This window comes from Cribrihabitans pelagius, assembly GCF_048820915.1.
Lineage (GTDB): Bacteria > Pseudomonadota > Alphaproteobacteria > Rhodobacterales > Rhodobacteraceae > Cribrihabitans_A > Cribrihabitans_A pelagius.
Genome location: NZ_JBMERR010000001.1, coordinates 333,293 through 358,677 on the forward strand (window position 1 = coordinate 333,293; position 25,385 = coordinate 358,677).

At 66.9% G+C, this 25,385-nt stretch carries 28 protein-coding genes and 1 riboswitch; of the genes, 21 read left to right on the top strand and 7 right to left on the bottom strand.

Features of this window, described 5'->3' with window-relative positions:
* Positions 1–44: 44 nt before the first annotated feature.
* Positions 45–461, top strand: coding sequence for an iron response transcriptional regulator IrrA (irrA, locus tag ACOHX0_RS01515; RefSeq protein WP_420674856.1), 417 nt, complete (start codon positions 45–47; stop codon positions 459–461).
* Here the strand turns inward: irrA and ACOHX0_RS01520 are convergent.
* The gene (locus tag ACOHX0_RS01520; protein WP_420674857.1) at positions 426–1,358 is read right to left on the bottom strand and encodes a LysR family transcriptional regulator; all 933 of its coding nucleotides are present in this window, start codon (positions 1,356–1,358) and stop codon (positions 426–428) included. The genes irrA and ACOHX0_RS01520 overlap by 36 nt on opposite strands.
* Before the next feature lie 101 nt (positions 1,359–1,459).
* Here ACOHX0_RS01520 and ACOHX0_RS01525 point away from each other — a divergent pair, with 101 nt between their 5' ends.
* Positions 1,460–2,257 carry a phytanoyl-CoA dioxygenase family protein gene (locus tag ACOHX0_RS01525; RefSeq protein ID WP_420674858.1) on the top strand — a complete coding sequence of 266 codons (798 nt, stop codon included), beginning with the start codon at positions 1,460–1,462 and terminating at the stop codon, positions 2,255–2,257.
* An 8-nt stretch (positions 2,258–2,265) separates the two neighbouring features.
* Here ACOHX0_RS01525 and ACOHX0_RS01530 read toward each other — a convergent pair whose 3' ends face one another.
* From ACOHX0_RS01530 to ACOHX0_RS01540, 3 genes are all read right to left on the bottom strand, one after another.
* Positions 2,266–3,060, bottom strand: coding sequence for an Nmad3 family putative nucleotide modification protein (locus ACOHX0_RS01530; RefSeq protein WP_420674860.1), 795 nt, complete (start codon positions 3,058–3,060; stop codon positions 2,266–2,268).
* A 279-nt stretch (positions 3,061–3,339) separates the two neighbouring features.
* On the bottom strand, positions 3,340–4,389 hold the full coding sequence (locus ACOHX0_RS01535) for a radical SAM/SPASM domain-containing protein (RefSeq protein ID WP_420674861.1): 1,050 nt from the start codon (positions 4,387–4,389) through the stop codon (positions 3,340–3,342).
* A 157-nt stretch (positions 4,390–4,546) separates the two neighbouring features.
* Positions 4,547–5,416, bottom strand: coding sequence for a glycosyltransferase family 2 protein (locus tag ACOHX0_RS01540; RefSeq protein ID WP_420674862.1), 870 nt, complete (start codon positions 5,414–5,416; stop codon positions 4,547–4,549).
* A gap of 135 nt (positions 5,417–5,551) precedes the next feature.
* Here ACOHX0_RS01540 and miaB point away from each other — a divergent pair, with 135 nt between their 5' ends.
* From miaB to trmB, 9 genes are all read left to right on the top strand, one after another.
* Positions 5,552–6,874, top strand: coding sequence for a tRNA (N6-isopentenyl adenosine(37)-C2)-methylthiotransferase MiaB (gene miaB, locus ACOHX0_RS01545; protein WP_420674863.1), 1,323 nt, complete (start codon positions 5,552–5,554; stop codon positions 6,872–6,874).
* 302 nt (positions 6,875–7,176) lie between these two features.
* On the top strand, positions 7,177–7,761 hold the full coding sequence (locus ACOHX0_RS01550) for an OmpA family protein (protein ID WP_420674864.1): 585 nt from the start codon (positions 7,177–7,179) through the stop codon (positions 7,759–7,761).
* Positions 7,762–7,775: 14 nt separating this feature from the next.
* Positions 7,776–8,081, top strand: coding sequence for a hypothetical protein (locus tag ACOHX0_RS01555; RefSeq protein ID WP_420674865.1), 306 nt, complete (start codon positions 7,776–7,778; stop codon positions 8,079–8,081).
* A 167-nt stretch (positions 8,082–8,248) separates the two neighbouring features.
* On the top strand, positions 8,249–9,259 hold the full coding sequence (locus ACOHX0_RS01560; RefSeq protein ID WP_420674866.1) for a PhoH family protein: 1,011 nt from the start codon (positions 8,249–8,251) through the stop codon (positions 9,257–9,259).
* Positions 9,260–9,370: 111 nt separating this feature from the next.
* On the top strand, positions 9,371–9,883 hold the full coding sequence (ybeY, locus tag ACOHX0_RS01565) for an rRNA maturation RNase YbeY (RefSeq protein WP_420674867.1): 513 nt from the start codon (positions 9,371–9,373) through the stop codon (positions 9,881–9,883).
* Positions 9,884–9,905: 22 nt separating this feature from the next.
* The gene (locus tag ACOHX0_RS01570) at positions 9,906–10,808 is read left to right on the top strand and encodes a transporter associated domain-containing protein (RefSeq protein WP_420674868.1); all 903 of its coding nucleotides are present in this window, start codon (positions 9,906–9,908) and stop codon (positions 10,806–10,808) included.
* Positions 10,805–12,301 carry an apolipoprotein N-acyltransferase gene (gene lnt / locus ACOHX0_RS01575; RefSeq protein WP_420674869.1) on the top strand — a complete coding sequence of 499 codons (1,497 nt, stop codon included), beginning with the start codon at positions 10,805–10,807 and terminating at the stop codon, positions 12,299–12,301. Before ACOHX0_RS01570 ends, lnt begins: the two co-directional genes overlap by 4 nt.
* A 61-nt stretch (positions 12,302–12,362) precedes the next feature.
* Positions 12,363–12,412, top strand: a riboswitch (SAM-SAH riboswitch).
* Between the two features lie 8 nt (positions 12,413–12,420).
* Positions 12,421–13,602 (top strand): methionine adenosyltransferase, encoded by a 1,182-nt coding sequence (metK, locus tag ACOHX0_RS01580; RefSeq protein WP_420674870.1) that lies wholly within the window; start codon positions 12,421–12,423, stop codon positions 13,600–13,602.
* 361 nt (positions 13,603–13,963) lie between these two features.
* Positions 13,964–14,800 (top strand): tRNA (guanosine(46)-N7)-methyltransferase TrmB, encoded by an 837-nt coding sequence (trmB, locus tag ACOHX0_RS01585; RefSeq protein ID WP_420674871.1) that lies wholly within the window; start codon positions 13,964–13,966, stop codon positions 14,798–14,800.
* Here trmB and ACOHX0_RS01590 read toward each other — a convergent pair.
* Positions 14,797–15,798 carry a hypothetical protein gene (locus ACOHX0_RS01590; RefSeq protein WP_420674872.1) on the bottom strand — a complete coding sequence of 334 codons (1,002 nt, stop codon included), beginning with the start codon at positions 15,796–15,798 and terminating at the stop codon, positions 14,797–14,799. The genes trmB and ACOHX0_RS01590 overlap by 4 nt on opposite strands.
* A gap of 185 nt (positions 15,799–15,983) precedes the next feature.
* Between ACOHX0_RS01590 and aroA the strand changes: the two genes are divergently transcribed.
* The 3 genes from aroA (at position 15,984) to ACOHX0_RS01605 (ending at position 18,624) form a co-directional block, all read left to right on the top strand.
* Positions 15,984–17,330, top strand: coding sequence for a 3-phosphoshikimate 1-carboxyvinyltransferase (gene aroA / locus ACOHX0_RS01595; RefSeq protein WP_420674874.1), 1,347 nt, complete (start codon positions 15,984–15,986; stop codon positions 17,328–17,330).
* Entirely contained in the window at positions 17,327–17,938 is a 612-nt protein-coding gene (locus tag ACOHX0_RS01600) for a (d)CMP kinase (protein ID WP_420674875.1), read from the top strand. Before aroA ends, ACOHX0_RS01600 begins: the two co-directional genes overlap by 4 nt.
* A gap of 107 nt (positions 17,939–18,045) precedes the next feature.
* Positions 18,046–18,624: a hypothetical protein gene (locus ACOHX0_RS01605; protein WP_420674876.1), complete on the top strand. Its 579-nt coding sequence runs from the start codon at positions 18,046–18,048 to the stop codon at positions 18,622–18,624.
* Between the two features lie 14 nt (positions 18,625–18,638).
* Here the strand turns inward: ACOHX0_RS01605 and ACOHX0_RS01610 are convergent, their stop codons facing one another.
* Positions 18,639–19,007 (bottom strand): winged helix-turn-helix transcriptional regulator, encoded by a 369-nt coding sequence (locus tag ACOHX0_RS01610; RefSeq protein WP_420674877.1) that lies wholly within the window; start codon positions 19,005–19,007, stop codon positions 18,639–18,641.
* A 147-nt stretch (positions 19,008–19,154) separates the two neighbouring features.
* Between ACOHX0_RS01610 and ACOHX0_RS01615 the strand changes: the two genes are divergently transcribed.
* The 7 genes from ACOHX0_RS01615 to trpB all read left to right on the top strand — a co-directional run bounded on the left by ACOHX0_RS01615 (position 19,155) and on the right by trpB (position 24,964).
* Positions 19,155–19,796, top strand: a complete 642-nt coding sequence (locus ACOHX0_RS01615; RefSeq protein ID WP_420674878.1) for an NAD(P)H-dependent oxidoreductase — start codon at positions 19,155–19,157, stop codon at positions 19,794–19,796.
* Between the two features lie 249 nt (positions 19,797–20,045).
* A complete protein-coding gene (gene rpsA / locus ACOHX0_RS01620) occupies positions 20,046–21,725 on the top strand; it encodes a 30S ribosomal protein S1 (RefSeq protein WP_420674879.1) in 1,680 nt (559 codons plus the stop codon).
* Between the two features lie 276 nt (positions 21,726–22,001).
* Positions 22,002–22,316 (top strand): integration host factor subunit beta, encoded by a 315-nt coding sequence (gene ihfB, locus ACOHX0_RS01625; RefSeq protein WP_475682608.1) that lies wholly within the window; start codon positions 22,002–22,004, stop codon positions 22,314–22,316.
* A complete protein-coding gene (locus ACOHX0_RS01630; protein ID WP_420674880.1) occupies positions 22,316–22,666 on the top strand; it encodes a LapA family protein in 351 nt (116 codons plus the stop codon). The genes ihfB and ACOHX0_RS01630 overlap by 1 nt, the downstream gene beginning before the upstream one ends.
* Before the next feature lie 19 nt (positions 22,667–22,685).
* The gene (locus tag ACOHX0_RS01635) at positions 22,686–23,351 is read left to right on the top strand and encodes a phosphoribosylanthranilate isomerase (RefSeq protein WP_420674881.1); all 666 of its coding nucleotides are present in this window, start codon (positions 22,686–22,688) and stop codon (positions 23,349–23,351) included.
* 23 nt (positions 23,352–23,374) lie between these two features.
* Positions 23,375–23,605: an N-(5'-phosphoribosyl)anthranilate isomerase gene (locus ACOHX0_RS01640; RefSeq protein WP_420674882.1), complete on the top strand. Its 231-nt coding sequence runs from the start codon at positions 23,375–23,377 to the stop codon at positions 23,603–23,605.
* A 99-nt stretch (positions 23,606–23,704) separates the two neighbouring features.
* Positions 23,705–24,964 (top strand): tryptophan synthase subunit beta, encoded by a 1,260-nt coding sequence (gene trpB, locus ACOHX0_RS01645; protein WP_420674883.1) that lies wholly within the window; start codon positions 23,705–23,707, stop codon positions 24,962–24,964.
* 69 nt (positions 24,965–25,033) lie between these two features.
* Here trpB and ACOHX0_RS01650 read toward each other — a convergent pair whose 3' ends face one another.
* A complete protein-coding gene (locus ACOHX0_RS01650) occupies positions 25,034–25,378 on the bottom strand; it encodes a lysozyme inhibitor LprI family protein (protein WP_420674885.1) in 345 nt (114 codons plus the stop codon).
* Positions 25,379–25,385 lie beyond the last annotated feature (7 nt).

Genomic DNA, 25,385 nt, shown 5'->3' on the forward strand with positions numbered 1-25,385 from the left:
CTGGCCCTATATATACGGTCAGCAACGCGAGGCAGGAATTGCTTATGACGCCAAACAGCGAAGATACGGCTACCCGCTGGCTGACCGAGGCCGGCCTGCGCCCGACCCGGCAGCGGGTGGCGCTGGCCGAGCTGCTGGTCGGCGACGGCAAGCACCGCCATATCACCGCCGAAAGCCTGTTCGAGGCCGCCAAGGCCAAGGGGGCCGCGGTGTCGCTGGCCACCGTCTACAACACTCTGCGCGCCTTCTGCGAGGCGGGTGTGCTGCAGGAAATCCCGCTCGACGGGTCGAAAAGTTACTTTGACACCAACACCCACGACCATCCGCACTTCTTTTGGGAAGACGAAAACCGGGTCAGCGACGCGCCGGCGCAGGATCTGGTGATCCACAAGCTGCCCGAGGCGCCGGAGGGGATGGAGATCGCCTCAGTCGACGTGGTGATCCGCCTGCGCAAGCGCTGAGCGCAGGCCGGGCAGCCTCTGCCGCAGCACCTCCCGTGCCTGCCGCGCCGGCGCGGCGGCGGGCAGGTCGGCGTGGGTTGCGAGAATCACCGGCTCCCGCGCCGCTTCATCTCTCACCGCCACCGCCCTCAGCGGCTTCCCGTCATAGCTGAACCCGCCCGGCGGCAGGCTGTAGCTCAGCCCCGCGCCTTCGCCATTGGCGGCGAGGCTGCGCAAAAGCTCCAGCGTCTCCGCCCGGTGCGCGATCCGCGGCACCAGCCCTTGCGCCTTGAACAGCCCGAGCATGTGCTGCACCGACAGCCCCTCTTGCGACAGCACCAGCGGATGCGCGGCCAGCTCCGCCAGACTCACCCCGGCCCGGGCTGCCAGCGGATGGCCGGGCGGCACCAGCGCATGGGGCGCGATGCGCTCCAGCTCCATCCGGTCAAACCCGGCGTCCAGCCCCAGGTCGTAGGTCAGCGCCAGATCCGCCTCGCCCCGGCTCAGCGCGCCGATCAGCGCCTCGAAGCCGCAGGCGCGCCAGCTCACTGCGGTGCCGGGCAGGGCCTCCCGCAGCGCCTTCAGCGCCGGGGCCAGCAGGAATGGGGCGAGATCGCTGAAACAGGCCAGCACCAGCGGTTGCCTGCCGTCTGCCGCGCCGTCGGGGTCCTCCAGCCGCGCCGCCTGGTCGAGCAGCGCCTGCGCGCGTGCCGCAAAGGCCCGCCCCTGCGGCGTCAGCGCAAGCGCCGCGCCCCGGCGGCGCAGGAACAGCGCATGGCCCAGCCGGTCCTCGATCCGGGAGAGCGCGGCGGACAGCGCAGGCTGGCTCACGTGCAGCGCTTCGGCCGCGGCCGACAAGCTGCCATGGCGGGCCACGGCGCAGACATATTCGTAGTGGCGCAGGGTAAGGTATAACATGGTAAGAAGGGTATATTAGCAAGATATGATTTGAAACTATGCCCACCGCCGGGGCAGGAATGGCGCAACGCATTTGCAACAACCGCCAGCGGAGGCCGCCCATGGTTCACCCCCTCATCACCCAGCAGCACGTCGAAGACTTCCAGCGCGACGGCGTGGTGCTGATCCGCGGGCTGTTTGCCGGTCAGGTAGAGACCCTGCGCGCCGGTATCGCCGCCAACATGGCGCAGCCGGGCCCCTATGCCTCCAACAACGAGAAGGCGGGGCAGACCGGGCGGTTCTTTGATGATTACTGCAACTGGACCCGAATCCCGGAGTTCGCGCAGGCCATCGAGGCCTCGCCGGTCGCGCAGGTGGCAGCGGATCTGATGCAATCCTCGACCGTGCAGATGTTCCACGATCACGTGCTGGTGAAGGAGCCTGGCACCTCGATGCCGACGCCCTGGCACCAGGACGGGCCTTATTACTTCGTCGATGGGCAGCAGACCATCAGCTTCTGGTCGCCCCTCGACGCGGTGGAGGAGGCAACCCTGCGCTGCGTCGCAGGCTCGCACCGCTGGGAGAAGGAAGTGCTGCCGACCCGCTGGGTGTCGGAAGAAGGCTTCTTTGCCGACGAAGGCCAGTACATGCCGGCTCCCGACCCGGAGGCTGAGGGCATGGAGATCCGCGAATATGCGATGCAGCCGGGCGATGCGGTGGCCTTCAACTTCCGCACCCTGCACGGGGCGCGCGGCAACACCAGCAGCACCCGCCGCCGGGCGTTCTCCTTGCGGCTGGTGGGCGATGATGCGCGTTATGTCGAGCGCCCGGGCCCGACCTCGCCGCCGTTTCCCGGTCACGGGATGGCGCCGGGCCAGCGCCTGCGCGAGGACTGGTTCCCGCTGCTCCTGCAGCGCTGAGCGCAGGGTCAGGCGGGCTTCGCCATCTTTCCCAAGTGTGCCCAGAGGGTCGCGGCCCAATCCGCCGCGGCCGGGTCATCGCCCGGATCGCAAACAAACTCCTGCCCGCGGGAGGCAATCCGCAAGCGGTTGCCCTCCTGCCAGCGCTCCGGTTTGCCGTGATAGCTGAGCCCGTGCCGCACCAGCCACTCCGGCACCTGCCAGAGCGAGGGGCTGGCGCTGGGCACGGTCATCCGCAGGGCAGCGGAGGCATTGCGCGCGAGTCGGCCTTCGCCCAGCCAGAGCGCGTTGTTGGCGAGGTTTTCCGGCCGGTCCGTATGCGGATGCGGTCCGGGCAGCCCGAAATGGCGCCACCGGCCGGGCGCGCCCTCCGCACCCGGGTGGAGCAGCTCCGTGATGCGCATCATAGCAAAGATCCGGTGATGCGCGCGGGCATCGGGGTCTTCGCGCGGCGCGGAGAAATCCCGGAACAGCCCGAAGAAGACAAACACATCGCCCGGCCCCGCGCCCTGGTTGACCAGATGCGCCTGCGCCGCGCCCTGCTGGCCCAGCACCGCAAGGCCGGGTTCCCAGGGGATCTGCGGGTCGTGATGCGCCGGGGTCTCAGTGGTGATCCCGCCCTTGCCGTGCTGCGCGGCCAGCGGACCGAGCGGGCCTGCGGCGGGGTGGCTGAGATCGGCAAAGCAAAAAGGCTCCCCCATCGCGCCCGGAATCGGCAGGCTGACCGGCACGCTGCCGATGATGGGGGACGGGCCGCCGCCGGAGGAGCTGTCGAAACCCTTGCGGGAGAAGATAATCTTCATGGGTTCTCTTGGGTGACAGGGTTCTGTTTGCCGGAAGCATCAGGGGTGCGGGGTTGGGCGGCAAGGGGAGGGGGCGCTGCCCCCTCGGCCCTCGCGGGCCTCACCCCCGGGATATTTGCGGCCAGAAGAATCTGCGGGCGGCTGGTTGTGCCGATGGGGGTATAGGGGGGGCGCTGCCCCCTCGGCCCTCGCGGGCCTCACCCCCGGGATATTTTCAGCCAGAAGAAGCTGCGGGCAGCGGGGCGGGCCAAGCCGGAGTGCCAGGCGCCCGCCGGGGGCTCAGGTCTTGAGGTCGCGGCGGATGCCCATGTTCTCGGCGTTGGAGAAGGAGCAGGTCTTGCAGATGTCGAACTGCTTCAGGAAGCCGCGCTTGCGGGCGCGGGCGGCCTCGTCCGAACGGTAGGCGGCGAGAAAGCCGTCGCGCTCCACGTTGGGGAGCTGGATCACCTGGTCGTAGTCGATGCAGCACAGGCCGAGATCGCCGTTCCAGAACACCACCGACTGGAACAACGGCACCGTGCAGAGCGCGTGGCTGGTGTGGCGGGGGTGGCGGCGCAGCTCCTTGGCGCGCGGCAGGAAATGGGCAAATTCGCGTTTCTGGTCGGCGGAGGTGTAGGAGCCGATCGAGAAGGTCTTGAAGCGCACCCGGTCGAAGCCTGCCTCGCGCGCCCATGTCTCCATCTCCTCCATCTGCGGTTCGGAGTAGCTGGTGAGCAAGGTCTGCAGCACCGTGATGGGGGTCTTGCGGCCCATTTCCTGCTTCAGGCGCAGGAAGGCTTCGATGTTTTCCTTCACGGCGTCGAAGTCGGAATTGACCCTGTAGGCCTCCTGCGCCTGCTTGGAGAAGCCGTCGAGGCAGAGGTTCACGCGGCCGAGGCCCGAGCGGATCAGCCGTTCGCTCATCCCGGGCGTGAGACGGGTGGCGTTGGTTGAGAGATAGGTGTCGTGTCCGTTGTCATGCGCATAAGCGATGAAGTCGGGCAGGTCGCGGTGCAGCGTCGGCTCGCCCGAGAAGCTGAAGTAGATCGCGGGCTTTTCCTTCTGGTCCTTGAAGTCGTCGATGACCTTGCGGAACACAGGCGGCTTCATCATGCCGCGCTTGCGCTTCATCGCGAAGGTCACCGGACAGACCGGGCAGCGCAGGTTGCAGCTGTTGGTGGCGTCGATGATGATGATCTTGGGCGGGCGGCGGAAGAAGGCGAGCGGCAGGAACCGGGCCAAGCGGTGCAGCAAGCGCTCGGCCAGGCGGGGCGGGTGGTCGGGCAGGTCGGGCAGGCCGGCCTCTGTCTCCGCGGGGCGCAGCTGCGGAGCGGGGGCGAGGTCTTTCATGCGGGTGTCCTCCCTGGGCTGGTCCGGCCGGAACTGGCCTGTCGCGGTAGAGCTTAGCCTGCGGGCGGGGGCGATCAACCGCAGCGCTGGTAACGCTGCGTGAGCTTTGCGTGAAAGCGCGGCGGCGGGAGGGCGAGCCGGGCGGGCGTGGTCCGGCTCAGAACCACTGCCCCGGCTCCATCAGGCCGAGGTCCAGAAGCTGGCGCGACTGCCACTCGAAGGGTGCCGAATTGTGCCAGCGGAAGGTTTCGATCCCGAAGGTGGAGCCCGGATTGCGCTTCAGCGCCTTGGCGGTGCGGAAGGAGCAGACAGCGGCGGTCAGATTGTGGTGCCAGGGGCATTCATAAGTGTTGTACTCGGGCGCGTTGAAGGTGTGGTTCTCCAAGAGCCGCAGCCCCGGTTTGGCCCGGAACAGCGCCACCCGGTCGATCTTTCGGCTGGGCTTTGGAATGTGCTCCTCGAAGCGCCAGCGCACACCGCCGAAAAAATCCATCTGCCGCGGCAGCGGCGCGCCGGTTTCCGGGTCGGGGCGGGACTGCGCGTAATAGCCAGAACGGTCCAGGTATGCGTTCTTGAGCGACACTGCGCCGGGGTCCGCCCCGAGGTCGCCCGCGTAGAGGTCGATCACATAGGTAAGCATCGCATCGCGCCGCTCCTCAGCGTGGAAGGCCAGCATCTCGCCGACGCTGCGGGTCTCGCAGAACGGGTAGAACAGGTATTCAGCGTTGTAACAGTAGTAGAGCCAGCACCCCGGCCGCGCTGCCGCGATTACGGCGTTGACCGCCTGCATCGCCGCCGCCGGCGCGCTGCTGTCGAAACTGATCCGGTGGACGCGCGCTGCAGTCTCCGCCTCCAGCGCGAAACTTTCGGGCATCAGCACCGCGACCGTCCGGAATCCCCGCTCCAGGTGGTGGCGCAAGGTGGAGGCGATCTCGACCTCGTCCTCGGCCAGGATCAGCGCCACCGGGCCGGTTTCCAGCAGGGCTCTGCCGCGCTTCAGGAAGTCGTCGAGCGACGGATACCGCATGCCTGCCTGCCCCTGCATTTGCCGGCCCTCGCTGGCCTTTGCCGCCAAAATCGGGTAATCCGGCGCTGATTGCAAGCGGCGCCAATTGCCTGTAAGGCCCGCCGCTGATCCGCACACAGGTGAAGGCAGACCCCCATGAGCGCTCCGAAGAAGCTGTTTATCAAGACCTACGGCTGTCAGATGAATGTCTACGACAGCGAACGCATGGCCGAGGCGCTGGGCGGCAAGGGCTATGTGGAAACGCAGACCCCCGATGACGCCGACATGATCCTGCTCAACACCTGCCACATCCGCGAAAAGGCGGCGGAGAAGGTCTATTCCGAGCTCGGCCGCTTCAAGGGGCTGAAGGCGGAGAAGCCGGACCTCAAGATCGGTGTCGCCGGCTGCGTTGCCCAGGCCGAGGGCGAGGAGATCATGCGCCGCCAGCCGCTGGTCGATCTGGTGGTCGGCCCGCAGAGCTATCACCGCCTGCCGCAGATGGAAGCCAAGGCGCGCGAGGGCGAGAAGGTGCTCGACACCGACTTCCCCGAGGACGACAAATTCGAGACGCTGAAGACCCGCGCCAAGGCCAAGCGCGGCCCCACCGCCTTCCTCACCGTGCAAGAGGGCTGCGACAAGTTCTGCGCCTTCTGCGTGGTGCCCTACACCCGCGGCGCCGAGGTCTCGCGGCCCGCGGACCGCATCCTGCGCGAGGCGCAGGAGCTGGTGGAGCGCGGCGTGCGCGAGATCACGCTCCTGGGCCAGAACGTCAACGCCTACCACGGCGCAGGCCCGGACGGCGACGTGACGCTGGCGCAGCTGATCTGGCAGCTCGACAAGATCGACGGGCTGGAGCGCATCCGCTTCACCACCTCGCACCCCAACGACATGATGGATGACCTGATCGAGGCGCATGGCACCTGTGCCAAGCTGATGCCTTACCTGCATCTGCCGGTTCAGTCGGGCTCGGACCGCATCCTGAAGCGGATGAACCGCAGCCACACCGCTGAAAGCTACATCCGCCTGATCGAGCGCATCCGCGCGGCGCGGCCCGACATCCTGATTTCCGGCGATTTCATCGTTGGCTTCCCCGAGGAGACCGAGGCCGATTTCCAGGACACGATGGCTCTGGTGGAAGAAGTGAAATACGGCACCGCCTACTCCTTCAAGTATTCCACCCGCCCCGGCACCCCGGCGGCGGAGCGGCCGCAGGTCGACCCGGCCGAGGCCGACGACCGGCTGCAGCGCCTGCAGTCCCTGCTGACCCGCCAGCAGCGCGAGGTGCAGGACAGCATGGCCGGCCGCGAAGTGGGCGTCCTGTTCGAAAAGCCGGGCCGTCTGCCGGGGCAGATGGTGGGCAAGTCCGACTACCTGCACGCGGTGCATGTGGCCGATTGCGATGCCGCCGTGGGCGATCTGCGCCGGGTGAAGATCGTCTCCTCCGGCGCCAATTCGCTGGCCGGCGAGCTGATCGCCTGAACAGGCCCTCTTGGCTGGCCCGGACGCGCGCCGGGCCGCCGCATTTCCGCTCTCCACAACCCGGCGCTCCGCCGAAGCTTCGCGGGCAGGTGAGTCCCGATTGCATCGCTTGCCGCAACAATTGAAGCCAATCTGTTCCGCTGTCCCCGAACTGCGTCTAATCTGCCCTGCGAATGCGCAATATTTTGCGGGTAAATGCTATCAATTTCAGCTACTTTGGCGCTTATGGCCTAAGCGCAAGCTGCTTCGATGGCATGTGCCCACCGGGGAACTTAGGGGAAGGAATTGGGGATTTGTTGAGATTGAAAGCGAGACAGGCGGTCGCCTTTGTGACCGCTGCTGCGGCAGCGCTGGGCATCGCCATTGCGCCCGCCGCGGCACAGGAGCCGGCCGCACAGCCGCAGCAGCGGGTGATCAAGGGCGAGCGCTACGTGCCCACCATCTGGGTTGATCCCGACGGCTGCGAGCATTGGGTGATGGATGACGGCGCCGAAGGCTTCATGACCCCGCATGTCACCCCGGACGGCAAGCCGGTCTGCCGCCGCGGCAACATCTGCGGCGTGCTGCCGACGGATCAGTTCTTTGCCACCGACAAGCACCACATCAACGCCGCCGGGCGCGCCCGCCTGCAGGAATTCTTCCGCAAGGCGCAGGGTGACAACGCCCGTGCCTTCGTGATCGCGGGCCATACCGACAGCCGCGCCTCGGACGAATACAACATCCGCCTGTCGCAGCGCCGCGCCGGTGCGGTGGCCTCGGTTGCGCGCACCACCGGCGCCCGCATCGCCGATGTGCGCGCTTACGGCGAGCGCGACCCGCGGGTGCCGAACACCAGCGCCGCCAATATGGCGCAGAACCGCCGCGTCGAAATCTACTGCCTGCGCTGAAGGGGAAAACAAGGATGAACATCGTCAAAGCCGCCGCCCTGCTGGCTGCCGCTGCCGCCCTTTCCGCCTGTTCGGAGACGCGGAATAAGACTTATGACAGCCATGTCGCTGACGGCCAGTCCCAGGACCTTTCGCGGCTGACCGCGGGCATCTGGGTCGACCCGCGCGGCTGCGAGCACTGGATCATCGACGACGGGCTGGAAGGCTATGCCGACCTGCGCCGCACGCCCGATGGAAAGCCGGTCTGCAACAGCAACCTGCCGCGCAACACCGCCACCGGGCCGTACAAGGCCGGTTCCACCTTCGCGGACCTGCTCTGACACAGCCCGTGGCCGCGCCTTGCCCGGCCACCGGTTATGCGCCCGCGGCCGCCCGTACTCCGGGCGGCCGCATTGTTTCAGCATCGTGAATTTTGCACAGCGCCCGCTTGCGCTATCGCCAAGGCGGCGGCAAACTGGAGGCACAACCCCGGACTGAGGAGATCAGCTTGGCCATCGGTGCCCTGAACGACGCGCAAGACCAGACCGCCACCCACGAAGTGCTGCTGGAGTTCCCCGACAACCGCTTGCTGATCGACCTGTGCGGCGAATACGACCGCAACCTGGCGGACATCGAACAGAAACTGGGCGTGCAGATCGTCCGCCGCGGCAACCAGCTCTCGGTAATGGGCGAGGATGCGGCCCGCGAACAGGCGGCAGGCGTGCTGGCGGCGCTCTATGACCGGCTCGAAAGCGGCCGCAGCGTGGAGACCGGCGACATCGACCGCGAGTTGCGGATGAGCCCCGAACCCGACAGTGCCGAACCAGACGGCCAGCTGCAGATGTTCCGCGGCGGCCGGGTGGAGATCAAGACCCGCAAGAAGCTTGTGGAGCCGCGCACCGAGGCGCAGAAGGCTTACGTGCAATCGCTGTTCGAGCACGAGCTCGCCTTCGGCATCGGCCCAGCGGGCACCGGCAAGACCTATCTTGCCGTCGCGGTTGGCGTCTCGATGTTCATCACCGGCCACGTCGATCGCATCATCCTTTCCCGCCCGGCGGTGGAAGCGGGCGAGAAGCTTGGCTACCTGCCCGGCGACATGAAGGACAAGGTCGATCCCTACATGCAGCCCTTGTACGATGCGCTGAACGACTTCCTGCCCGGCAAGCAGCTGGCCAAGCTGATCGAGGAAAAGCGCATCGAGATTGCGCCGCTGGCCTTCATGCGCGGCCGCACCCTGTCCAATGCCTTTGTGGTGCTGGACGAGGCCCAGAACGCCACTTCGATGCAGATGAAGATGTTCCTCACCCGCCTCGGCGAGGGCTCGCGCATGGTGATCACCGGCGACCGCACCCAGGTCGACCTGCCGCGCGGGGTGCAGTCGGGGCTGGCCGATGCCGAACGGCTGCTGAAGCCGATCGGGAAGATCAGCTTCAACTATTTCACCGCCCGCGACGTGGTGCGCCACCCGCTTGTCGCCGCCATCATCGAGGCTTATGACGCCGAGGCCAAGCCGGCCTGAGCGCCCGCGCCCCGCGCTCCAGCCTGACACTGCCGGTGTGCCGCGCGCCTGTCATCTTGCCGGAAATACTCCGGGGGTGCGGGGGCCGGCCCCCGCATCCGGAACCGATCCATGACACTCGACATCACCATCGAAGACACCCGCTGGCAGGACGCCGGGCTGGAACCGCTCGCCGAGGAAGCGATCGCCATCGTCCTCGCCCGCCACGGGCTCGACGCCGAGGCCTGCGAGATTTCGCTGCTGGCCTGCGACGATGCCCGAATCGCCGTGCTCAACGCCGAGTTCCGCGGCAAGCCCGCGCCCACCAACGTGCTGAGCTGGCCCGCGGAGGATCTGGCAGCGGCAGAGGACGGCGGCGAACCCCTGCCGCCGGAGCCTGATTTCACTGGCGAAATTCCGCTGGGCGATATCGCGCTGGCCTTTGAGACCTGCGCCCGCGAGGCGGCGGAAGCGGGCAAGCCCCTGGCCGACCACATCCGCCACCTGACCGTTCACGGGATGTTGCATCTTCTCGGCTACGATCACATCCGTGACCGGGATGCCGCCCTGATGGAAGGACTTGAGCGACTGCTACTTGGCAAACTGGGTATCCCTGACCCATATAAGGGAGAGGACGCCCCCTGAGCGGGGCATTTGGATAGGACAGATGGGCGATATAGAAGGCAGTTCTAACGCGGCGCAAAGCGCGCTGCACAGCATCAACGGCATGGCGGAAGATGACATGCCGAATCCGGAACGGACAGGCATCTGGACGCGGCTGATCGGGGCGTTCAGCCCGGACGCCCCGGAGGAGCACACGGAAGACGCGCCCCCCGCCCCGGCGGGCGACGTCCCGCCGGGCATGGGCAACCTGCGGCGGCTGCGGGTGGAGGATGTGGCCATCCCCTCGGCCGAGATCATCGCCGCGCCAGTCACCGCCGAAAAGGAAGAGCTCGCGGACATCTTCCGCGAAAGCGGCTTCACGCGGGTCCCGGTCTATGAGGGCACGCTGGACACGCCGCTTGGCTTTGCCCACCTCAAGGATTTTGCGCTTACCCATGGGTTCAACGGCGGCGGCGCCGAGTTCGACCTCGCGCAGATGCTGCGGCCGCTGCTGTTCGTGCCGCCCTCGATGCCGATCGGCGTGCTGCTCACCAAGATGCAGGCGGAGCGCCGCCACATGGCCCTGGTGATCGACGAATACGGCGGCGTCGACGGGCTGGTCACCATCGAGGACCTGATCGAACAGGTTCTGGGGGAGATCGAAGACGAGCACGACAGCGGCGAGAACCAGACCTGGTACGAGGAAAAGCCCGGCTGCTACATTGCCCAGGCCCGCACTCCCCTGGCGGAGTTCGAGGCCGAGATCGGCCGCTCGCTCACCAGCCACGATGACGTCGACGAGGAAGAGATCGACACGCTTGGCGGCCTGGTCTTCATGCTGTCCGGCCGGGTGCCGGTCCGCGGCGAGGTGATCGAACACCCCGAGGGCCCCGAGTTCGAAGTGATGGATGCCGACGCCCGCCGCATCAAACGGCTGAGGGTGCGGCTGCCGGACGCCGCTGCATGACCGCAGTGGGGCTGCGGCAGGCCGCCCGCCAGCTGCGGCTGGCGCCCGCCGCTCTCGCGCTCGGCGCCGGCGCGCTCCTGTCGCTGGCGCTGGCGCCCTGGCACGTGCTCTGGCTGGTGCCACTGGCGCTGGCGGCGGCAGGCCGGCTGGTGCTGGGGGCCGCCTCGGCGCGCGCGGCGGCGCTGGCAGGCTGGCTGTACGGGCTGGGCTATTTCAGCTTTGGCCTGTCCTGGATCATCGAACCCTTTCAGATCGACCCGGAACGCCACGCCTGGATGGCGCCGTTTGCGCTGGTGCTGCTGGCGGCGGGGCTGGCGCTCTACTGGGGGCTGGCCTTTGGCCTTGCGGCGCGTTTTGCCCGCGGCGCCTGGCGGCTGCCCGCGCTGGCGGCGGCCTGGGGGCTGGCGGAATTTGCCCGCGCCTATCTGCTTACCGGCTTTCCCTGGGCGGCCTTCGGCCAGTTCTGGATCGATACGCCCGCAGCGGGCCTTCTGGCCTGGACCGGCCCGCACGGGCTGGCGTTTCTGACGCTCGCCGCCTGCTTGCCGCTGGCGCTGCTGCCGCAACGTCCGCTGGCGGCGCTGCTGCCCGGCGCGCTGTCGGGCGCGCTGGTGCTGGCGCTGCCCGCACCCGCGCTGCCGCCAGACACCGCCACGACAGTGCGAATCGTTCAGCCCAATGCGCCGCAGGACCAGAAATGGGACCCGGAACAGCGCTGGGAGTTCGTGCGGCGGATGATCGCGTTCTCCGCCGAAGGCCCGCGCCCGGACCTCATCGTCTGGCCGGAAACCGCCGTGCCGCAGCTGCTGAACCATGCCGAGGAAACCCTCGCCGTCATTGCCGAAGCTGCCCAGGGCACGCCGGTGCTGCTCGGCATTCAGCGCGCGGCAGCGGGGCGCTATTATAATTCTGCGGTGCTGATCGACGAGACCGGCGCGGTGCAGGGCACCTACGACAAGGCGCATCTGGTGCCTTTCGGGGAATATGTCCCCTTCGGTGACCTGATGGCCCGCTTCGGCATCCACGGTTTCGCGACCCAAGCGGGCGCTGGCTATGCCGCGGGGGAGGGCGCGCAGCTCTTGCCGCTGCCGGGCGGCATGGCCCTGCCGCTGATCTGCTACGAGGCTGTTTTTCCCCAGGATTTGCGTCCCGGAACACGGCCTGCGATGCTGGTGCAGATTACCAATGACGCTTGGTTCGGCACCCGCTCCGGCCCCTATCAGCACCTGGTGCAGGCGCGGATGCGCGCGATCGAGCAGGGCCTTCCGATGCTGCGCGCCGCCAACACCGGCGTCTCCGCCGTTATCACTCCGGACGGGGCTCTGCGCGAAAGCCTCGCGCTGGGCGAGGCCGGCTATTTCGACGCGGCCCTGCCCGGGGCGCTGCCCGCGACGCTCTACGGCCGCACCGGCGACTGGCCTGCTTTCGCGCTCTGCCTGCTTGCCGGAGTTTTTTCGCTGTTGGGCGCCAGGAGGCTTGCGCCGCGCTCATAACGGGTTAACTGTTTACCGATAATGATTGACCCGCGCGGTGCCTGCGCGTACTGCGTCCTGATCCCTGTCACAACGGCTTCCTGGCGTGACATGGCAGAAACCAATGGAGCACACCTTTCATGACCCGTAAGAACTATACCTTCACCTCGGAATCGGTTTCCGAGGGCCACCCGGACAAGGTCTGCGACCGCATTTCCGATGCGGTGCTGGACGCCTTCCTCGCGGAAGAGCCGGAAGCCCGCGTCGCGGCAGAGACCTTCGCCACCACCAACCGCGTGGTGATCGGGGGAGAGGTGGGCCTGTCCGACCAGGACAAGCTGCACGACTACATGGGCCGGATCGAGGATATCGCCCGCGCCTGCATCAAGGACATCGGCTACGAGCAGGACAAGTTCCACCACGCCACCGTGGAGGTGACCAACCTGCTGCACGAGCAGTCGGCCCATATCGCTCAAGGCGTGGACGCCTCCGAGGGCAAGGAAGAGGGCGCCGGCGACCAGGGCATCATGTTCGGCTTTGCCACCAACGAAACACCGGCGCTGATGCCCGCGCCGATCCAGTACAGCCACGCGATCCTGCGCCGCCTCGCCGAGGTGCGCAAGAACGGCACCGAGCCGGTGCTGGGCCCGGATGCCAAATCGCAGCTCTCGGTGGTTTATGAGGGCGGCAAGCCGGTGCGGGTCAGCTCGATCGTGCTGTCGACCCAGCACCTGGACGAGACCCTGACCAGCGCCGACATCCGCGCCCTGGTGGAGCCCTATATCCGCGAAACCCTGCCCGAGGGCTGGCTGACCGAGGCCACCAAGTGGCATGTGAACCCGACCGGCCGCTTCGTGATCGGCGGCCCCGATGGCGACGCGGGCCTCACCGGCCGCAAGATCATCGTCGACACCTACGGCGGCGCGGCCCCGCACGGCGGCGGCGCGTTCTCCGGCAAGGATCCGACCAAGGTGGACCGCTCCGCGGCCTACGCCGCGCGCTACCTCGCCAAGAACGTGGTGGCGGCGGGCATGGCCGAGAAATGCACCATCCAGCTCTCCTACGCGATCGGCGTTGCCAAGCCGCTGTCGATCTATGCTGAGACCCACGGCACCGGCGAGGTCTCCGCGGCGGCGATCGAAAAGGCGATCGACCAAGTGATGGACCTCACTCCGCGCGGCATCCGCTCGCATCTGGAGCTGAACAAGCCGATCTACCAGCGCACCGCGGCCTACGGCCACTTCGGCCGCGAGCCTGAAGCCGACGGCGGCTTCAGCTGGGAGCGCACCGACTTGGCCGAGGCGCTGAAGAAGGCGGTCTGATCCAGAGGCACCGGATCTGATCCTGGCAAGGGGCGGCCCGCCGGGCGCGCCCCTTTTTGCTGACCGCCCGGTTGACCGCGCGGACGCTGCCTTGGCAACGCGCAGGGGCTTCGGGGAGGCGCTCCCGCCCGCCTGCCGGTCCGCCTTTCCGGGCGCGCCGGCGCCGGTTGGGCCGGGCGCCGCGCCTGGCGGCGCGGCGGAACCGGTCAGCGGGGCTGACCGGTTGTTTTGCGCGCGAAACATCACGTCAGGCAGGCTGACCTGTCCACCCGCCGCGGCGCTCCCGGCTTGACCCGCCGCGCGTCCTGCGGCAGAGGAGCGGCCAGCCTAGCAAAACTGACCGGAACAGGAGGCCAGACGCATGTCCGGCGACCAGAAGCCCCGTAGCGGCAAGCCCAGCCCAGATGACCAGACCGGCGCCCAGCCGGGCACCCCGCAGGATGACCAGTCCGGCGTCCAATCCGCCCGGGCCAATGCGGCTGACAAGCACGCGAGCGGTGCGCCCTGGCGCAACTTCTACGGCCGCTTCAAGGGCAAGACCCTGAAGGACAGCCAGAAGCGCTACTTGGACGAGGACCTCGCCGCGCTCAGCCCCGGTGCGGTCGGCTGGGAAGAAAACCCCGAGCGCGCACCGCTTGATCTCGAGGCGCTTTTTGGCTCCCGCGAGGTCTGGCTCGAAGTCGGTTTTGGCGGCGGCGAGCACCTGGTGCACCAGGCGGTGAGCAACCCTGAGGCGGGCATCATCGGCGCCGAGCCCTTCATCAACGGGGTGGCGATGCTGCTGGGCAAGATCCGCAAATCCGGGGCGGAGAATATCGCGATCCACCCCGGCGATGCGCGCGACCTGATGGATGTGCTGCCCGCGGCCTCGGTCTCGCGCGCCTTCCTGCTTTACCCCGATCCCTGGCCGAAAAAGCGCCACCACCGCCGCCGTTTCGTGACCCAGGAGCACCTCGAACCGCTGGCGCGCTGCCTGAAGCCGGGGGCGGTCTTCCGGGTCGCAACCGACATCCCAGATTACGTGCGCCAGACGCTGGAGGAGGTGCCGAAGGCGGGGTTCGAGTGGCTGGCCGAAGGCCCGCAAGACTGGCGCCAGCCATGGGAGGACTGGATCTCCACCCGCTACGAGCAGAAGGCGTTGCGCGAAGGGCGCACACCGCATTACCTGACCTTCCGGCGGCTTCAGGGGCGGCCCTAAGGCCCGGCAGTTTCAGGCGCCGGGCCGGGTGTGGCTGGCGGCGGGCCGGCGGCGCGGTTTGCCGGCGGCGGATGGGGCGGGTCGTTGAGGCAGGCGATGCGCCTGCCCTTGACGATCCACGCCAGACCAAAGGCCCACAGGGCGATTGTTTCGAAAACGAACGTGAAATTCCCTTTGTTCCAGGAATCCTTAAGGCCCGCCGGGAACAGGTATACTTGCGCAACCAGAATGGCGACGCAGGCTGCGATCACGATGGCGCACCAGCCATAAAGAATGTTCCGGCGCCGCTTGGTCGGAATTACAGTCCCATTCCGGATGTGCCACTCGGGAACGGTGCGCCTGAGCACGACAAAGCAGTACAGGGCCAGATACACGAGCAAAACGCCGGCGCCGAACGAATGCCAGAAGCCCGCGTTGACCGAGATCTGAAACAGGCTATCGCTTTCGATCGCGCCGAGCGCGGGCACTTTGCCGGTTTTGACTTCGGCAAACACCCGGGACAGGACGACCTCCCTATCTTCGCATCCGGCGCCGGAAGTCGGGAAGAATGCAACGGCACACGCCCCGGCGCCCGCCACAAATGAACCCAAGTCCTCAAGCCAGTGGTTGCCGTGGTAGGCGATGAGAAAACCGCCGATAAACACGAGCATGCCGACAAAGACCGCCCCCATGTAGGGGTCATAGTAGAAGTGGCTGATGCTGTCGCGGAAACAGCTGTCCCAGGTTGTTGCGGCGATCGCCATGATCGCGGGGAGGCCAAAGGCGACCACGCCGACGAGCGTCGCCAAGCGCCTTTGCGCAATGGTTTCCTTTTCCTGAAACGGGGGCCGGATAGCGTTCCAGATCTCGCCGGGGCTGATCCGGACGCGGATTTCGGTCATGCCGGGGAAGGGTAACGGCAAGCGGAGGGTAAAGCCGGGCGGCCGTGGTTGCTGCGGATCCGGCGGCTGGAACCAGGTTGTGGTGCCCTTGGCAAAGAGATCCGATATCCACCCCATTCGACCCGCCCCGCACTCACCCCGACACACGCCCCGACTGTCAGCCTGTTATGTGTGGCCGTCAAGATCCTGCTCCTGCGGTGTTCCGGCGGTGCCTGGCTTTGGCCGGGCGGGGAAAACGCACTGGACCCTTTTTAAGCGATTTTGTAGGGACATTGGTAACGCTAGCGCAGGAAAGGTTTTCCATGTCCGGACACGGCACGCCCATCCCGATGACATCTCACCGTGCAGACCCGCTGACCGGCGTGGCCGAGGTGCCGGGCGACAAGTCGATCTCGCACCGTTCACTGATCCTGGGCGCGATGGCGGTCGGCGAGACCCGCATCACCGGGCTTCTGGAGGGCGAGGACGTGCTCGACACCGCCAAGGCGATGCAGGCCTTCGGTGCGGAGGTGGTGGATCACGGCGGCGGCAGCTGGTCGGTGCATGGTGTCGGTGTCGGTGGCTTTGCCGAACCGGGCAATGTCATCGACTGCGGCAACTCAGGCACCGGGGTGCGGCTGATCATGGGGGCGATGGCGACCTCTCCCATCACCGCGACCTTCACCGGCGATGCCTCGCTCAATAAGCGGCCGATGGCGCGGGTGACCGACCCCTTGGCGCTGTTCGGTGCGCAGGCCGTGGGCCGCGCGGGCGGGCGCCTGCCGATGACCATCGTCGGCGCCGCTGATCCGGTGCCCGTGCGCTACACCGTGCCGGTGCCTTCGGCGCAGGTGAAATCGGCGGTGCTGCTCGCGGGCCTCAACGCGCCCGGCCAGACGGTTGTGATCGAGACGGAAGCCACCCGCGACCATACCGAGCGTATGCTGGCGGGTTTCGGCGCCGAGATCACCGTGGAGGACAGCGAAGAAGGCCGCGTCATCACCCTGACAGGGCGGCCCGAGCTGAAGCCGCAGGTGATCGCGGTGCCGCGGGATCCGTCCTCGGCCGCTTTCCCGGTCTGTGCCGCGCTGATCACACCGGGATCGGACGTGCTGGTGCCGGGCATCGGCCTCAACCCCACCCGTGCCGGGCTGTTCTACACGCTGCAGGACATGGGCGCCGACCTCACCTTCGAGAACCCTCGCGAGGAAGGCGGCGAGCCGGTGGCCGACCTGCGGGCGAAGTTCTCTCCTGACATGAAGGGCATCGAGGTGCCGCCGGAACGGGCCGCGTCGATGATCGACGAATATCCGGTGCTGTCGGTGGTTGCCGCCTTTGCCACCGGCAAGACCATGATGGCGGGCGTGAAGGAGCTGCGAGTGAAGGAAAGCGACCGGATCGACGCGATGGCCAAGGGGCTGCGCGCCAATGGTGTCAGCGTCGAGGAGGGCGAGGACTGGTGGGAAGTCACCGGCCTTGGCCCCGACGGGGTGCCGGGCGGCGGCATCTGTGAGAGCTTCCTCGACCACCGGATCGCGATGTCCTTCATGGTGATGGGCATGGGCGCGCAGAACCCGGTTTCGGTCGATGACGGCAGCCCGATTGCCACCTCCTTCCCGATCTTCGAGAGCCTGATGGGCGGTTTGGGCGCGAAGCTGGAGCGGGCATGAGCGAGAGCTTCACCATCGCGGTCGATGGGCCTGCGGCGGCGGGCAAGGGCACGCTGTCGCGGGCGCTGGCCGCGCATTACGGGTTCAGCTACCTCGACACCGGCCTGCTGTACCGCGCAGTCGGGGCGAAGATGCTGGACGGAGTGGCGCCGGTGGCGGCAGCCGAGGGGTTGACGCCGCAGGACCTCGAACGGCCGGATCTGCGCGGCGCGGAGGTGGCGCAGGCGGCCTCCAGGGTGGCGGTGATTGCCGCGGTGCGCGCGGCGCTGACCGACTTCCAGCGCGCCTTTGCCCGCCGCGCGGGCGGTGCGGTGCTGGACGGGCGCGACATCGGCACGGTGATCTGCCCCTATGCGCAGGTGAAGCTGTTCGTCACCGCCAGCGCCGAGGTGCGCGCCAAGCGGCGGCATGCAGAGCTGAGCGAGGCGGGCCGGGTGATTTCGCTGGCCGAGGTGCTGGCGGATGTGAAGGCACGCGACGAGCGCGACATGAACCGGGCCGAGGCGCCGCTGAAGCCGGCCGGGGACGCGGTTCTGATCGACACCAGCGAACTCAGCATCGAGGACGCGCTGGCCAAGGCCAAGGCGGTAGTCGACTCGCGCCGCTAGGCCGGGGGCGGGCGGCTGCCCTCCCGCTGCGTTCACCGCTCTGTGTGTGGCGGCGGGCCCGCCGCGCGGGCTATCCTTTCCCTGTCCGGTCAAGGGGAGGGCGCGGCATGAAGCGATGGCTAGCGATCCTGATGGCGGCCAGTCTGGCCTGTCTGGCGCTGCCGGCGGCGGCAGAGCCGCAGGCGGAGAAGCCGGAGGCTGCACCTGAACACCTCTCGGAGGCGCTGCCGGAGCCGCCGATGACCTACGAGCGGCTGGGGCGCATCCTGCTGGCGCTTGACCCGGAGGCGCAGCCGCTGGGCGCGGGGTTCCGGCTGAGCATTGCAGGCCTGCCGGTGCTGGTGCTGACCGATGCCGCCGCGGACCGGATGCGGGCGATGGTGCCGCTGCGCCCGGCCGGAGATCTCAGCGCCAAGGACCTGATGCGGATGATGCAGGCCAATTTCGACAGCGCGCTGGATGCGCGTTACGCGGTGGCGAAGGGGCATCTCTGGGCGGTCTATATCCACCCGCTGTCGCCCTTGCAGAAGGATCAGCTGATCTTGGGGCTGGGCCAGATGGTGAATATCGCGCGCACCTACGGCACGCTCTATTCCGGCGGTGCCTTGCAGTTCAGGGGCGGCGACAGCCGCGGATTGCAGCGGCAGCTGATCGACGAGCTGTTGAAGAAGGGCGAGGAGATCTGAACGCGCGGCCGGTGTCAGGCCGTCTGCGCGGCGGCGGCGTCATAGCGGGCGCGGGCGGTGTCGATTTCGGGCAGGTTCTCCAGCGCCCAGAGGCCAAGCGCGCGCACCGGCTCGCGGAAGGACTCGCCCAGCGGCGTCAGTGCATATTCCACCTTGGGCGGGATCGTCGGATGATAGGTGCGGCTGACCAGCCCGTCGCGCTCCAGCTCCCGCAGGGTGAGGCTCAGCATCCGCTGCGAAATCCCCAGGTGCCGCTTCAGCGCGTTGAAGCGCAACACCCCGTACTGCGCGAGCGAAATCACCACCAGCACGCTCCAGCGGTCGCCGACGCGTGACAGCACCTCGTTGATGCGGGCGCATTCCGGGCATTGTGCTTTTGCCATTGCAGTTCCCTCCTTGATACCGGGGGTCAGAAATGTGCCTTCTTGCAACGGCCCAGGTATTCAATATATCTCCGGTTACAAATCTATACCATCAATAACGCCGGCACCGCAACGGGGCCGGCCCGGAGGCCGCGAAAGGACCGCAGGATGACCAAGAGCACGCTGATCGAGAAGCTGAACTGGCGCTATGCCACCAAGAGGATGGACCCGTCCAAATCGGTGCCGCAGGAGAAGGTCGACCAGATCATCGAGGCGATCTGCATGGCGCCGACCTCCAGCGGCACCCAGCCGTTCGAGCTGTTCGTGATCACCAACCCGGAGATCCGCGGCGAGATCCGCAAGGTGGCCTGGAATCAGGCGCAGGTGACCGACGGCTCGCACCTGCTGGTGTTTGCGGCCTGGGACAACTACAGCGAAGAGCGCATCGACGCGGTCACCCGGCAGATGGAGGACGAGCGCGGCGAGAACCCGATGCTGTGGGACTACTACGCCAATCTCAAGGCGATGTACCTGCCGCGCGATGCCGAGGTGAACCATGGCCATGCCGCGCGCCAGGCCTATATCGCGCTTGGCTTTGCGCTGGCGGCGGCGGCCGAGCTGGAAGTGGACAGCACTCCGATGGAAGGATTCGATCCGGAGAAGGTGGACGAGATCCTGAACCTGCGGGAACGCGGTCTGCGCTCGGTGGTTCTGCTGCCGCTTGGCTACCGCCAGCCGGAGGGCGACTGGCTGCTGCCGCTGCCCAAGGTCCGCAAGCCCCGCGAAAGCTTCGTGACCGAGATCGCCTGAGCGCGTCCGCGCCTGTGCAGGCCCCGCAAGGGGCTTGCCTCAGCCCCAGAATCCGCCTACATAGCGCGCTGTCAGTACATGGGCGGCCAACGTCCGGATGGCGCATCTGAGCAGGGCTGGGGCACACCTCGGCCCTTTGTGTTTGTTTGATCAGATGGGTACCGGGCCACGCCCTGCACTGCTGAATCGAGACCGGCGGAGACAACCGCCCGGCCAGAAAAACCGCTTGAAAAGGAAACCTGAGACCTCATGGCTCAAAACACATCGATGGAGGAATTCGAAGCCCTCCTGCAAGAAAGCTTCGAAATGGACACCCCTGACGAAGGTTCGGTTGTCAAAGGCAAGGTGCTGGCAATCGAAGCCGGCCAGGCCATCATCGACGTCGGCTACAAGATGGAAGGCCGCGTTGATCTGAAAGAATTCGCAAACCCCGGCGAAGCGCCCGAAATCACTGTCGGCGACGAAGTCGAAGTGTACCTGCGCGCGGCTGAAAACGCCCGTGGCGAAGCCGTCATCTCCCGCGAGATGGCCCGCCGCGAGGAAGCCTGGGACCGCCTGGAAAAAGCCTACGCAGACGATCAGCGCGTCGAAGGCGCGATCTTCGGCCGCGTCAAGGGCGGCTTCACCGTCGACCTCGGCGGCGCTGTTGCCTTCCTGCCCGGCTCGCAGGTTGACGTCCGCCCCGTGCGCGACGCCGGCCCGCTGATGGGTCTGAAGCAGCCGTTCCAGATCCTGAAGATGGACCGCCGCCGCGGCAACATCGTTGTGTCCCGCCGTGCGATCCTCGAAGAGTCCCGTGCCGAGCAGCGTGCCGAAGTCATCGGCAACCTGTCCGAAGGCCAGGCAGTCGACGGTGTCGTCAAGAACATCACCGAATACGGTGCGTTTGTTGACCTCGGCGGCGTTGACGGCCTGCTGCACGTCACCGACATGGCATGGCGCCGTGTGAACCACCCCTCCGAAATCCTGTCGATCGGCGAAACCGTCAAGGTTCAGGTTATCAAGATCAACAAGGAAACCCACCGTATCTCCCTCGGCATGAAGCAGCTGCAGGAAGACCCGTGGGATCTGGTTGGCGCCAAGTACCCGCTGGCCTCGGTCCACAAGGGCCGCGTCACCAACATCACCGATTACGGTGCATTTGTTGAGCTGGAGCCCGGTGTCGAAGGTCTGGTCCACGTCTCCGAGATGTCCTGGACCAAGAAGAACGTGCACCCCGGCAAGATCGTCTCCACCTCCCAGGAAGTGGACGTCATGGTGCTGGAGATCGACAGCGCCAAGCGCCGCGTCTCCCTGGGCCTGAAGCAGACCATGCGCAACCCGTGGGAAGTCTTTGCCGAGACTCACCCGGAAGGCACCCAGGTCGAAGGCGAAGTCAAGAACATCACCGAATTCGGTCTGTTCATCGGCCTCGACGGCGACATCGACGGCATGGTGCACCTCTCCGACCTGTCCTGGGACGAGCGCGGCGAAGACGCGATCCAGAACTACCGCAAGGGCGATGTGGTTCAGGCCGTGGTCTCCGAAGTGGACGTCGAGAAAGAGCGTATCTCGCTGTCGATCAAAGCCCTGGGCGGTGACAAGTTCGCGGAAGCCGTGGGCGGCGTGAAGCGCGGCTCCGTGATCACCGTGAACGTGACCGCCATCGAAGACGGCGGCATCGAGGTGGAATACGAAGGCATGAAGTCCTTCATCCGCCGTTCGGACCTGAGCCGCGACCGCGCCGAGCAGCGCCCCGAGCGTTTCTCGGTTGGCGACAAGGTCGACGTGCGCGTCACCAACGTCGACTCCAAGTCGCGCCGCCTGGGCCTGTCGATCAAGGCCCGCGAGATTGCGGAAGAAAAAGAAGCTGTGGAACAGTATGGCTCCTCGGACTCCGGCGCATCGCTGGGCGACATCCTGGGTGCAGCACTGAAGTCGGGCGACTAAGCTCCGGCCTCCAGGCTGAAATTGGAAAGCCCCGCAGGCGACTGCGGGGCTTTTTCCGTGGCTGCGATGGCGCGCGCGGCAGGGCAGGGGGCGGGTTTTGCCAAGCCGAATCAAGCGGTTTGCCTCGCCCTGCCCGGCTGTCCCCGTACCCGGATGAGGCATTCCGCGGCGGCCGAGGGGCCAAAATACCGCCGCTCGCGGGCAAATTGCCGCCGGCAGGGCCGGTTTTCTCTCCCCCTTTCGGGGATTTTTCCTATACTCTCAGAGAACTAGCCAATGGTATCGGTGTTCCGGAGGAGACAGCACATGATCCGCTCTGAGTTGATTCAGAAGATTGCAGATGAAAACCCGCACCTGTATCAGCGCGATGTGGAGAGGATCGTCAACACGGTGTTCGAGGAAGTGACCGATGCGATGGCGCGCGGCGACCGGGTGGAACTGCGCGGTTTCGGGGCGTTTTCGGTCAAGAAGCGCGACTCCCGCGTGGGCCGCAACCCGCGCACCGGAGAGACGGTCCATGTCGAGGAAAAACACGTGCCGTTCTTCAAAACAGGCAAGCTGTTGCGGGACCGGCTGAACGGGAAGGCCTGATGCGTTACATTCGCTATGCAATTCTTGGGGCGCTCGCCGTGGTGCTGGTGTCGGTGGCGCTGGCCAACCGCGCGATCGTCGAACTGAAACTGATGCCCGCCGCCCTGGCCGAGCTGTTCGGCTTCAACCTGACACTGGCGCTGCCCATCTTTGTGGTGGTGCTGGGCGGGGTCGCGGCGGGTCTGGTGCTGGGCTTCCTCTGGGAGTGGATCCGCGAGCACAAGCACCGCCGCGAGGCGGCGCAGAAGGCGCGCGAGGCAAAGAAGCTGTCGCGCGAGGTGAAAAAGCTGAAGCGCCGCCAGCACGAGGGCAAGGACGAGGTCCTGGCGCTGCTGGACGAGACCAGCTGAGCGGCGGGCGCTGACGGTCATGGATGCAATCAGGGTCAAGATCTGCGGCCTGCGCACGCAGGGGGATGTGGCGGCCGCGGCCGCGGCAGGGGCCGCCTATGCGGGGTTTGTCTTCTTCCCGAAGTCCCCACGCCATCTGGAGATCGCCGAGGCCGCGGCGCTCGCGTCCGGGGCGCCTGCCGGGCTCTGCAAGGTGGCGCTGACGGTCAATGCCAGCGACGCCGAACTGGATGCGATCACCGCAGCGGTGCCGCTCGACATGCTGCAGCTTCACGGCAAGGAGAGCCCCGAACGGGTGGCCGACGTGCGCGCCCGCTACGGCCTGCCGGTGATGAAGGCAGTGGGCATCGCGGATGCGGACGACCTGCCGCAGATCGCGGCTTATGAGGCCGTGGCCGACCAGCTGCTGATCGACGCAAAGCCCCCCAGAGGCGCGGCGCTGCCGGGCGGCAACGGGCTGGCTTTTGACTGGCGGCTGCTGGCGGGGCGCAAGTACTGGCAGAAGCCTTGGATGCTGGCGGGCGGGCTCACTCCGGAGAACGTCGCTGAGGCCGTGCGGATGACCGGCGCGCGCCAGGTGGATGTCTCCTCGGGCGTGGAACGCGCGCCGGGGCAGAAGGACGCGGCGCGAATTGAAGCCTTCGTGAAATCGGCGCAGGGTCCGGCCCCGGTAACCCCTGGTTAACCACGCCGCGGCGAAGCTGCCGCATGGGACACTTGCCGCAACATCTGACGCCGGAGGTATGGCTGGCGCAGGTCTTCTCTTCCGGAGAAGCGCAGCGCGGCGGGGTGGTCAAGCGCAAGATCCGTGACGTGGAACGGCTGGCAGGCCGCGCCGCCTTCCTGCAGGAGGCTGCGCGCCGCGGCTTCCAGGTGGTGGAGAACCATCGTCATTTCGTGGTCTTCTGCAACGGCTGTCCGATCCGCCGCGTGCGCTGACAAGGGCTTTGGAAAGCCCTTTCTAAGCCGCTTCGAAGCGGCTTGCCCTTGCCGCCCCGGCGCACTAGGACAGGAGGGAGCGACAGAAGGGCAAGCACCATGGCCGACGATCTTTTCAACAGCTTCATGAACGGGCCGGACGAAAACGGCCGTTTCGGCATTTTCGGCGGGCGTTTCGTTTCGGAGACGCTGATGCCGCTGATCCTGAGCCTGGAAGAGGAATACAACCGCGCCAAGGACGATCCGTCCTTCTGGGCCGAGATGGACGACCTCTGGAAGCATTACGTCGGCCGTCCCAGCCCGCTCTACCATGCCGAGCGGCTGACGCAGCACCTGGGCGGCGCCAAGGTCTACATGAAACGCGACGAGCTCAATCACACCGGCGCGCATAAAGTGAACAACGTGCTGGGCCAGATCCTGCTGGCGCGCCGCATGGGCAAGACCCGCATCATTGCCGAAACCGGCGCGGGCCAGCATGGCGTCGCGACCGCCACCGTCTGCGCCAAGTTCGGGCTGAAATGTGTGGTCTACATGGGCGCGCATGACGTCAAACGCCAGGCGCCGAACGTGTTCCGCATGCGTTTGCTGGGCGCCGAGGTGATCCCGGTCACCTCCGGCCGCGGCACGCTGAAGGATGCGATGAACGACGCGCTGCGCGACTGGGTGACCAATGTGCGCGATACTTTCTACTGCATCGGCACGGTGGCGGGCCCGCATCCCTACCCGGCGATGGTGCGCGACTTCCAGTCGGTGATCGGCAAGGAGGTGCGCTGGCAGCTGGCCGAGCAGGAGGGCGAAGGCCGCCTGCCCGACACGGTGATTGCGGCGATCGGCGGCGGCTCCAACGCGATGGGGCTGTTCTACCCGTTCCTGGACGACAAATCGGTGAACATCATCGGGGTCGAGGCCGGCGGCAAAGGCGTGGACGAGAAGATGCAGCATTGCGCCTCGCTCACCGGCGGCCGCCCGGGCGTGCTGCATGGCAACCGCACCTATCTGTTGCAGGACGAGGACGGCCAGATCCTCGAAGGCTTCTCGATCTCGGCCGGACTGGATTATCCGGGCATCGGGCCGGAGCATTCGTGGCTGCATGAGACCGGCCGCGCAAAGTATGTCTCGATCACCGACAAGGAGGCGCTGGAGGCGTTCCAGCTCTCTTGCGCGATGGAAGGCATCATCCCGGCGCTGGAGCCCTCCCACGCGCTGGCGCATGTGATGAAGATCGCGCCCGAGCTGCCGAAGGACCATATCATCGTGATGAACATGTGCGGCCGCGGCGACAAGGATGTCTACACGGTGGCCAAGCACCTGGGCTTTGACATGTCGGATACCGAAGAGGGGCGCGCTTTCGAGGAGTGAGCGGCCGCCTGTCCGGCTGACACAAGCCCAAGGCGCCCTGCGGGGCGCCTTTTTCATGCCGGCCGCCACTCAGCGCAGGCTGCGCAGCACCTGATTGCGCTGCAGGGTCTGCGCCTCCATGCAGGACCAGTAGAACATCGGCGCCGCACTGCCGCCCGCGGCCAGTTCGCCTTCGCAGCCGGCGTCGCGGTGCTGCAGCCAGGCGCGCTGATTTTTCAGCAGGGCCTGGCCCGCGCCGCGGGCATCTGCCAAGGGCTTCACCTCGCCCCAGAGGCGGTTCAGTTCGGCATCGGCGGCCTGCCATTTCTCTTTGGCGCAGAAATTAGCATCGATCTGGGTCTGGCCGCTGCAAGAGGATTGCGCCGCGGCCGGCACGGGGACAAGGGCGGCAAGGAGGAAGAGGACACGTGTCATGGGGACA

Bases quoted from the DNA above. Each gene is read 5' to 3' on its own strand.
- irrA (WP_420674856.1), top strand. From the start codon at position 45: ATGACGCCAAACAGCGAAGATACGGCTACCCGCTGGCTGACCGAGGCC.
- ACOHX0_RS01520 (WP_420674857.1), bottom strand. From the start codon at position 1,358: ATGTTATACCTTACCCTGCGCCACTACGAATATGTCTGCGCCGTGGCC.
- ACOHX0_RS01525 (WP_420674858.1), top strand. From the start codon at position 1,460: ATGGTTCACCCCCTCATCACCCAGCAGCACGTCGAAGACTTCCAGCGC.
- ACOHX0_RS01530 (WP_420674860.1), bottom strand. From the start codon at position 3,060: ATGAAGATTATCTTCTCCCGCAAGGGTTTCGACAGCTCCTCCGGCGGC.
- ACOHX0_RS01535 (WP_420674861.1), bottom strand. From the start codon at position 4,389: ATGAAAGACCTCGCCCCCGCTCCGCAGCTGCGCCCCGCGGAGACAGAG.
- ACOHX0_RS01540 (WP_420674862.1), bottom strand. From the start codon at position 5,416: ATGCGGTATCCGTCGCTCGACGACTTCCTGAAGCGCGGCAGAGCCCTG.
- miaB (WP_420674863.1), top strand. From the start codon at position 5,552: ATGAGCGCTCCGAAGAAGCTGTTTATCAAGACCTACGGCTGTCAGATG.
- ACOHX0_RS01555 (WP_420674865.1), top strand. From the start codon at position 7,776: ATGAACATCGTCAAAGCCGCCGCCCTGCTGGCTGCCGCTGCCGCCCTT.
- ybeY (WP_420674867.1), top strand. From the start codon at position 9,371: ATGACACTCGACATCACCATCGAAGACACCCGCTGGCAGGACGCCGGG.
- ACOHX0_RS01570 (WP_420674868.1), top strand. From the start codon at position 9,906: ATGGGCGATATAGAAGGCAGTTCTAACGCGGCGCAAAGCGCGCTGCAC.
- lnt (WP_420674869.1), top strand. From the start codon at position 10,805: ATGACCGCAGTGGGGCTGCGGCAGGCCGCCCGCCAGCTGCGGCTGGCG.
- metK (WP_420674870.1), top strand. From the start codon at position 12,421: ATGACCCGTAAGAACTATACCTTCACCTCGGAATCGGTTTCCGAGGGC.
- trmB (WP_420674871.1), top strand. From the start codon at position 13,964: ATGTCCGGCGACCAGAAGCCCCGTAGCGGCAAGCCCAGCCCAGATGAC.
- ACOHX0_RS01590 (WP_420674872.1), bottom strand. From the start codon at position 15,798: ATGGGGTGGATATCGGATCTCTTTGCCAAGGGCACCACAACCTGGTTC.
- aroA (WP_420674874.1), top strand. From the start codon at position 15,984: ATGTCCGGACACGGCACGCCCATCCCGATGACATCTCACCGTGCAGAC.
- ACOHX0_RS01600 (WP_420674875.1), top strand. From the start codon at position 17,327: ATGAGCGAGAGCTTCACCATCGCGGTCGATGGGCCTGCGGCGGCGGGC.
- ACOHX0_RS01605 (WP_420674876.1), top strand. From the start codon at position 18,046: ATGAAGCGATGGCTAGCGATCCTGATGGCGGCCAGTCTGGCCTGTCTG.
- ACOHX0_RS01610 (WP_420674877.1), bottom strand. From the start codon at position 19,007: ATGGCAAAAGCACAATGCCCGGAATGCGCCCGCATCAACGAGGTGCTG.
- ACOHX0_RS01615 (WP_420674878.1), top strand. From the start codon at position 19,155: ATGACCAAGAGCACGCTGATCGAGAAGCTGAACTGGCGCTATGCCACC.
- rpsA (WP_420674879.1), top strand. From the start codon at position 20,046: ATGGCTCAAAACACATCGATGGAGGAATTCGAAGCCCTCCTGCAAGAA.
- ihfB (WP_475682608.1), top strand. From the start codon at position 22,002: ATGGTATCGGTGTTCCGGAGGAGACAGCACATGATCCGCTCTGAGTTG.
- ACOHX0_RS01630 (WP_420674880.1), top strand. From the start codon at position 22,316: ATGCGTTACATTCGCTATGCAATTCTTGGGGCGCTCGCCGTGGTGCTG.
- ACOHX0_RS01635 (WP_420674881.1), top strand. From the start codon at position 22,686: ATGGATGCAATCAGGGTCAAGATCTGCGGCCTGCGCACGCAGGGGGAT.
- ACOHX0_RS01640 (WP_420674882.1), top strand. From the start codon at position 23,375: ATGGGACACTTGCCGCAACATCTGACGCCGGAGGTATGGCTGGCGCAG.
- trpB (WP_420674883.1), top strand. From the start codon at position 23,705: ATGGCCGACGATCTTTTCAACAGCTTCATGAACGGGCCGGACGAAAAC.
- ACOHX0_RS01650 (WP_420674885.1), bottom strand. From the start codon at position 25,378: ATGACACGTGTCCTCTTCCTCCTTGCCGCCCTTGTCCCCGTGCCGGCC.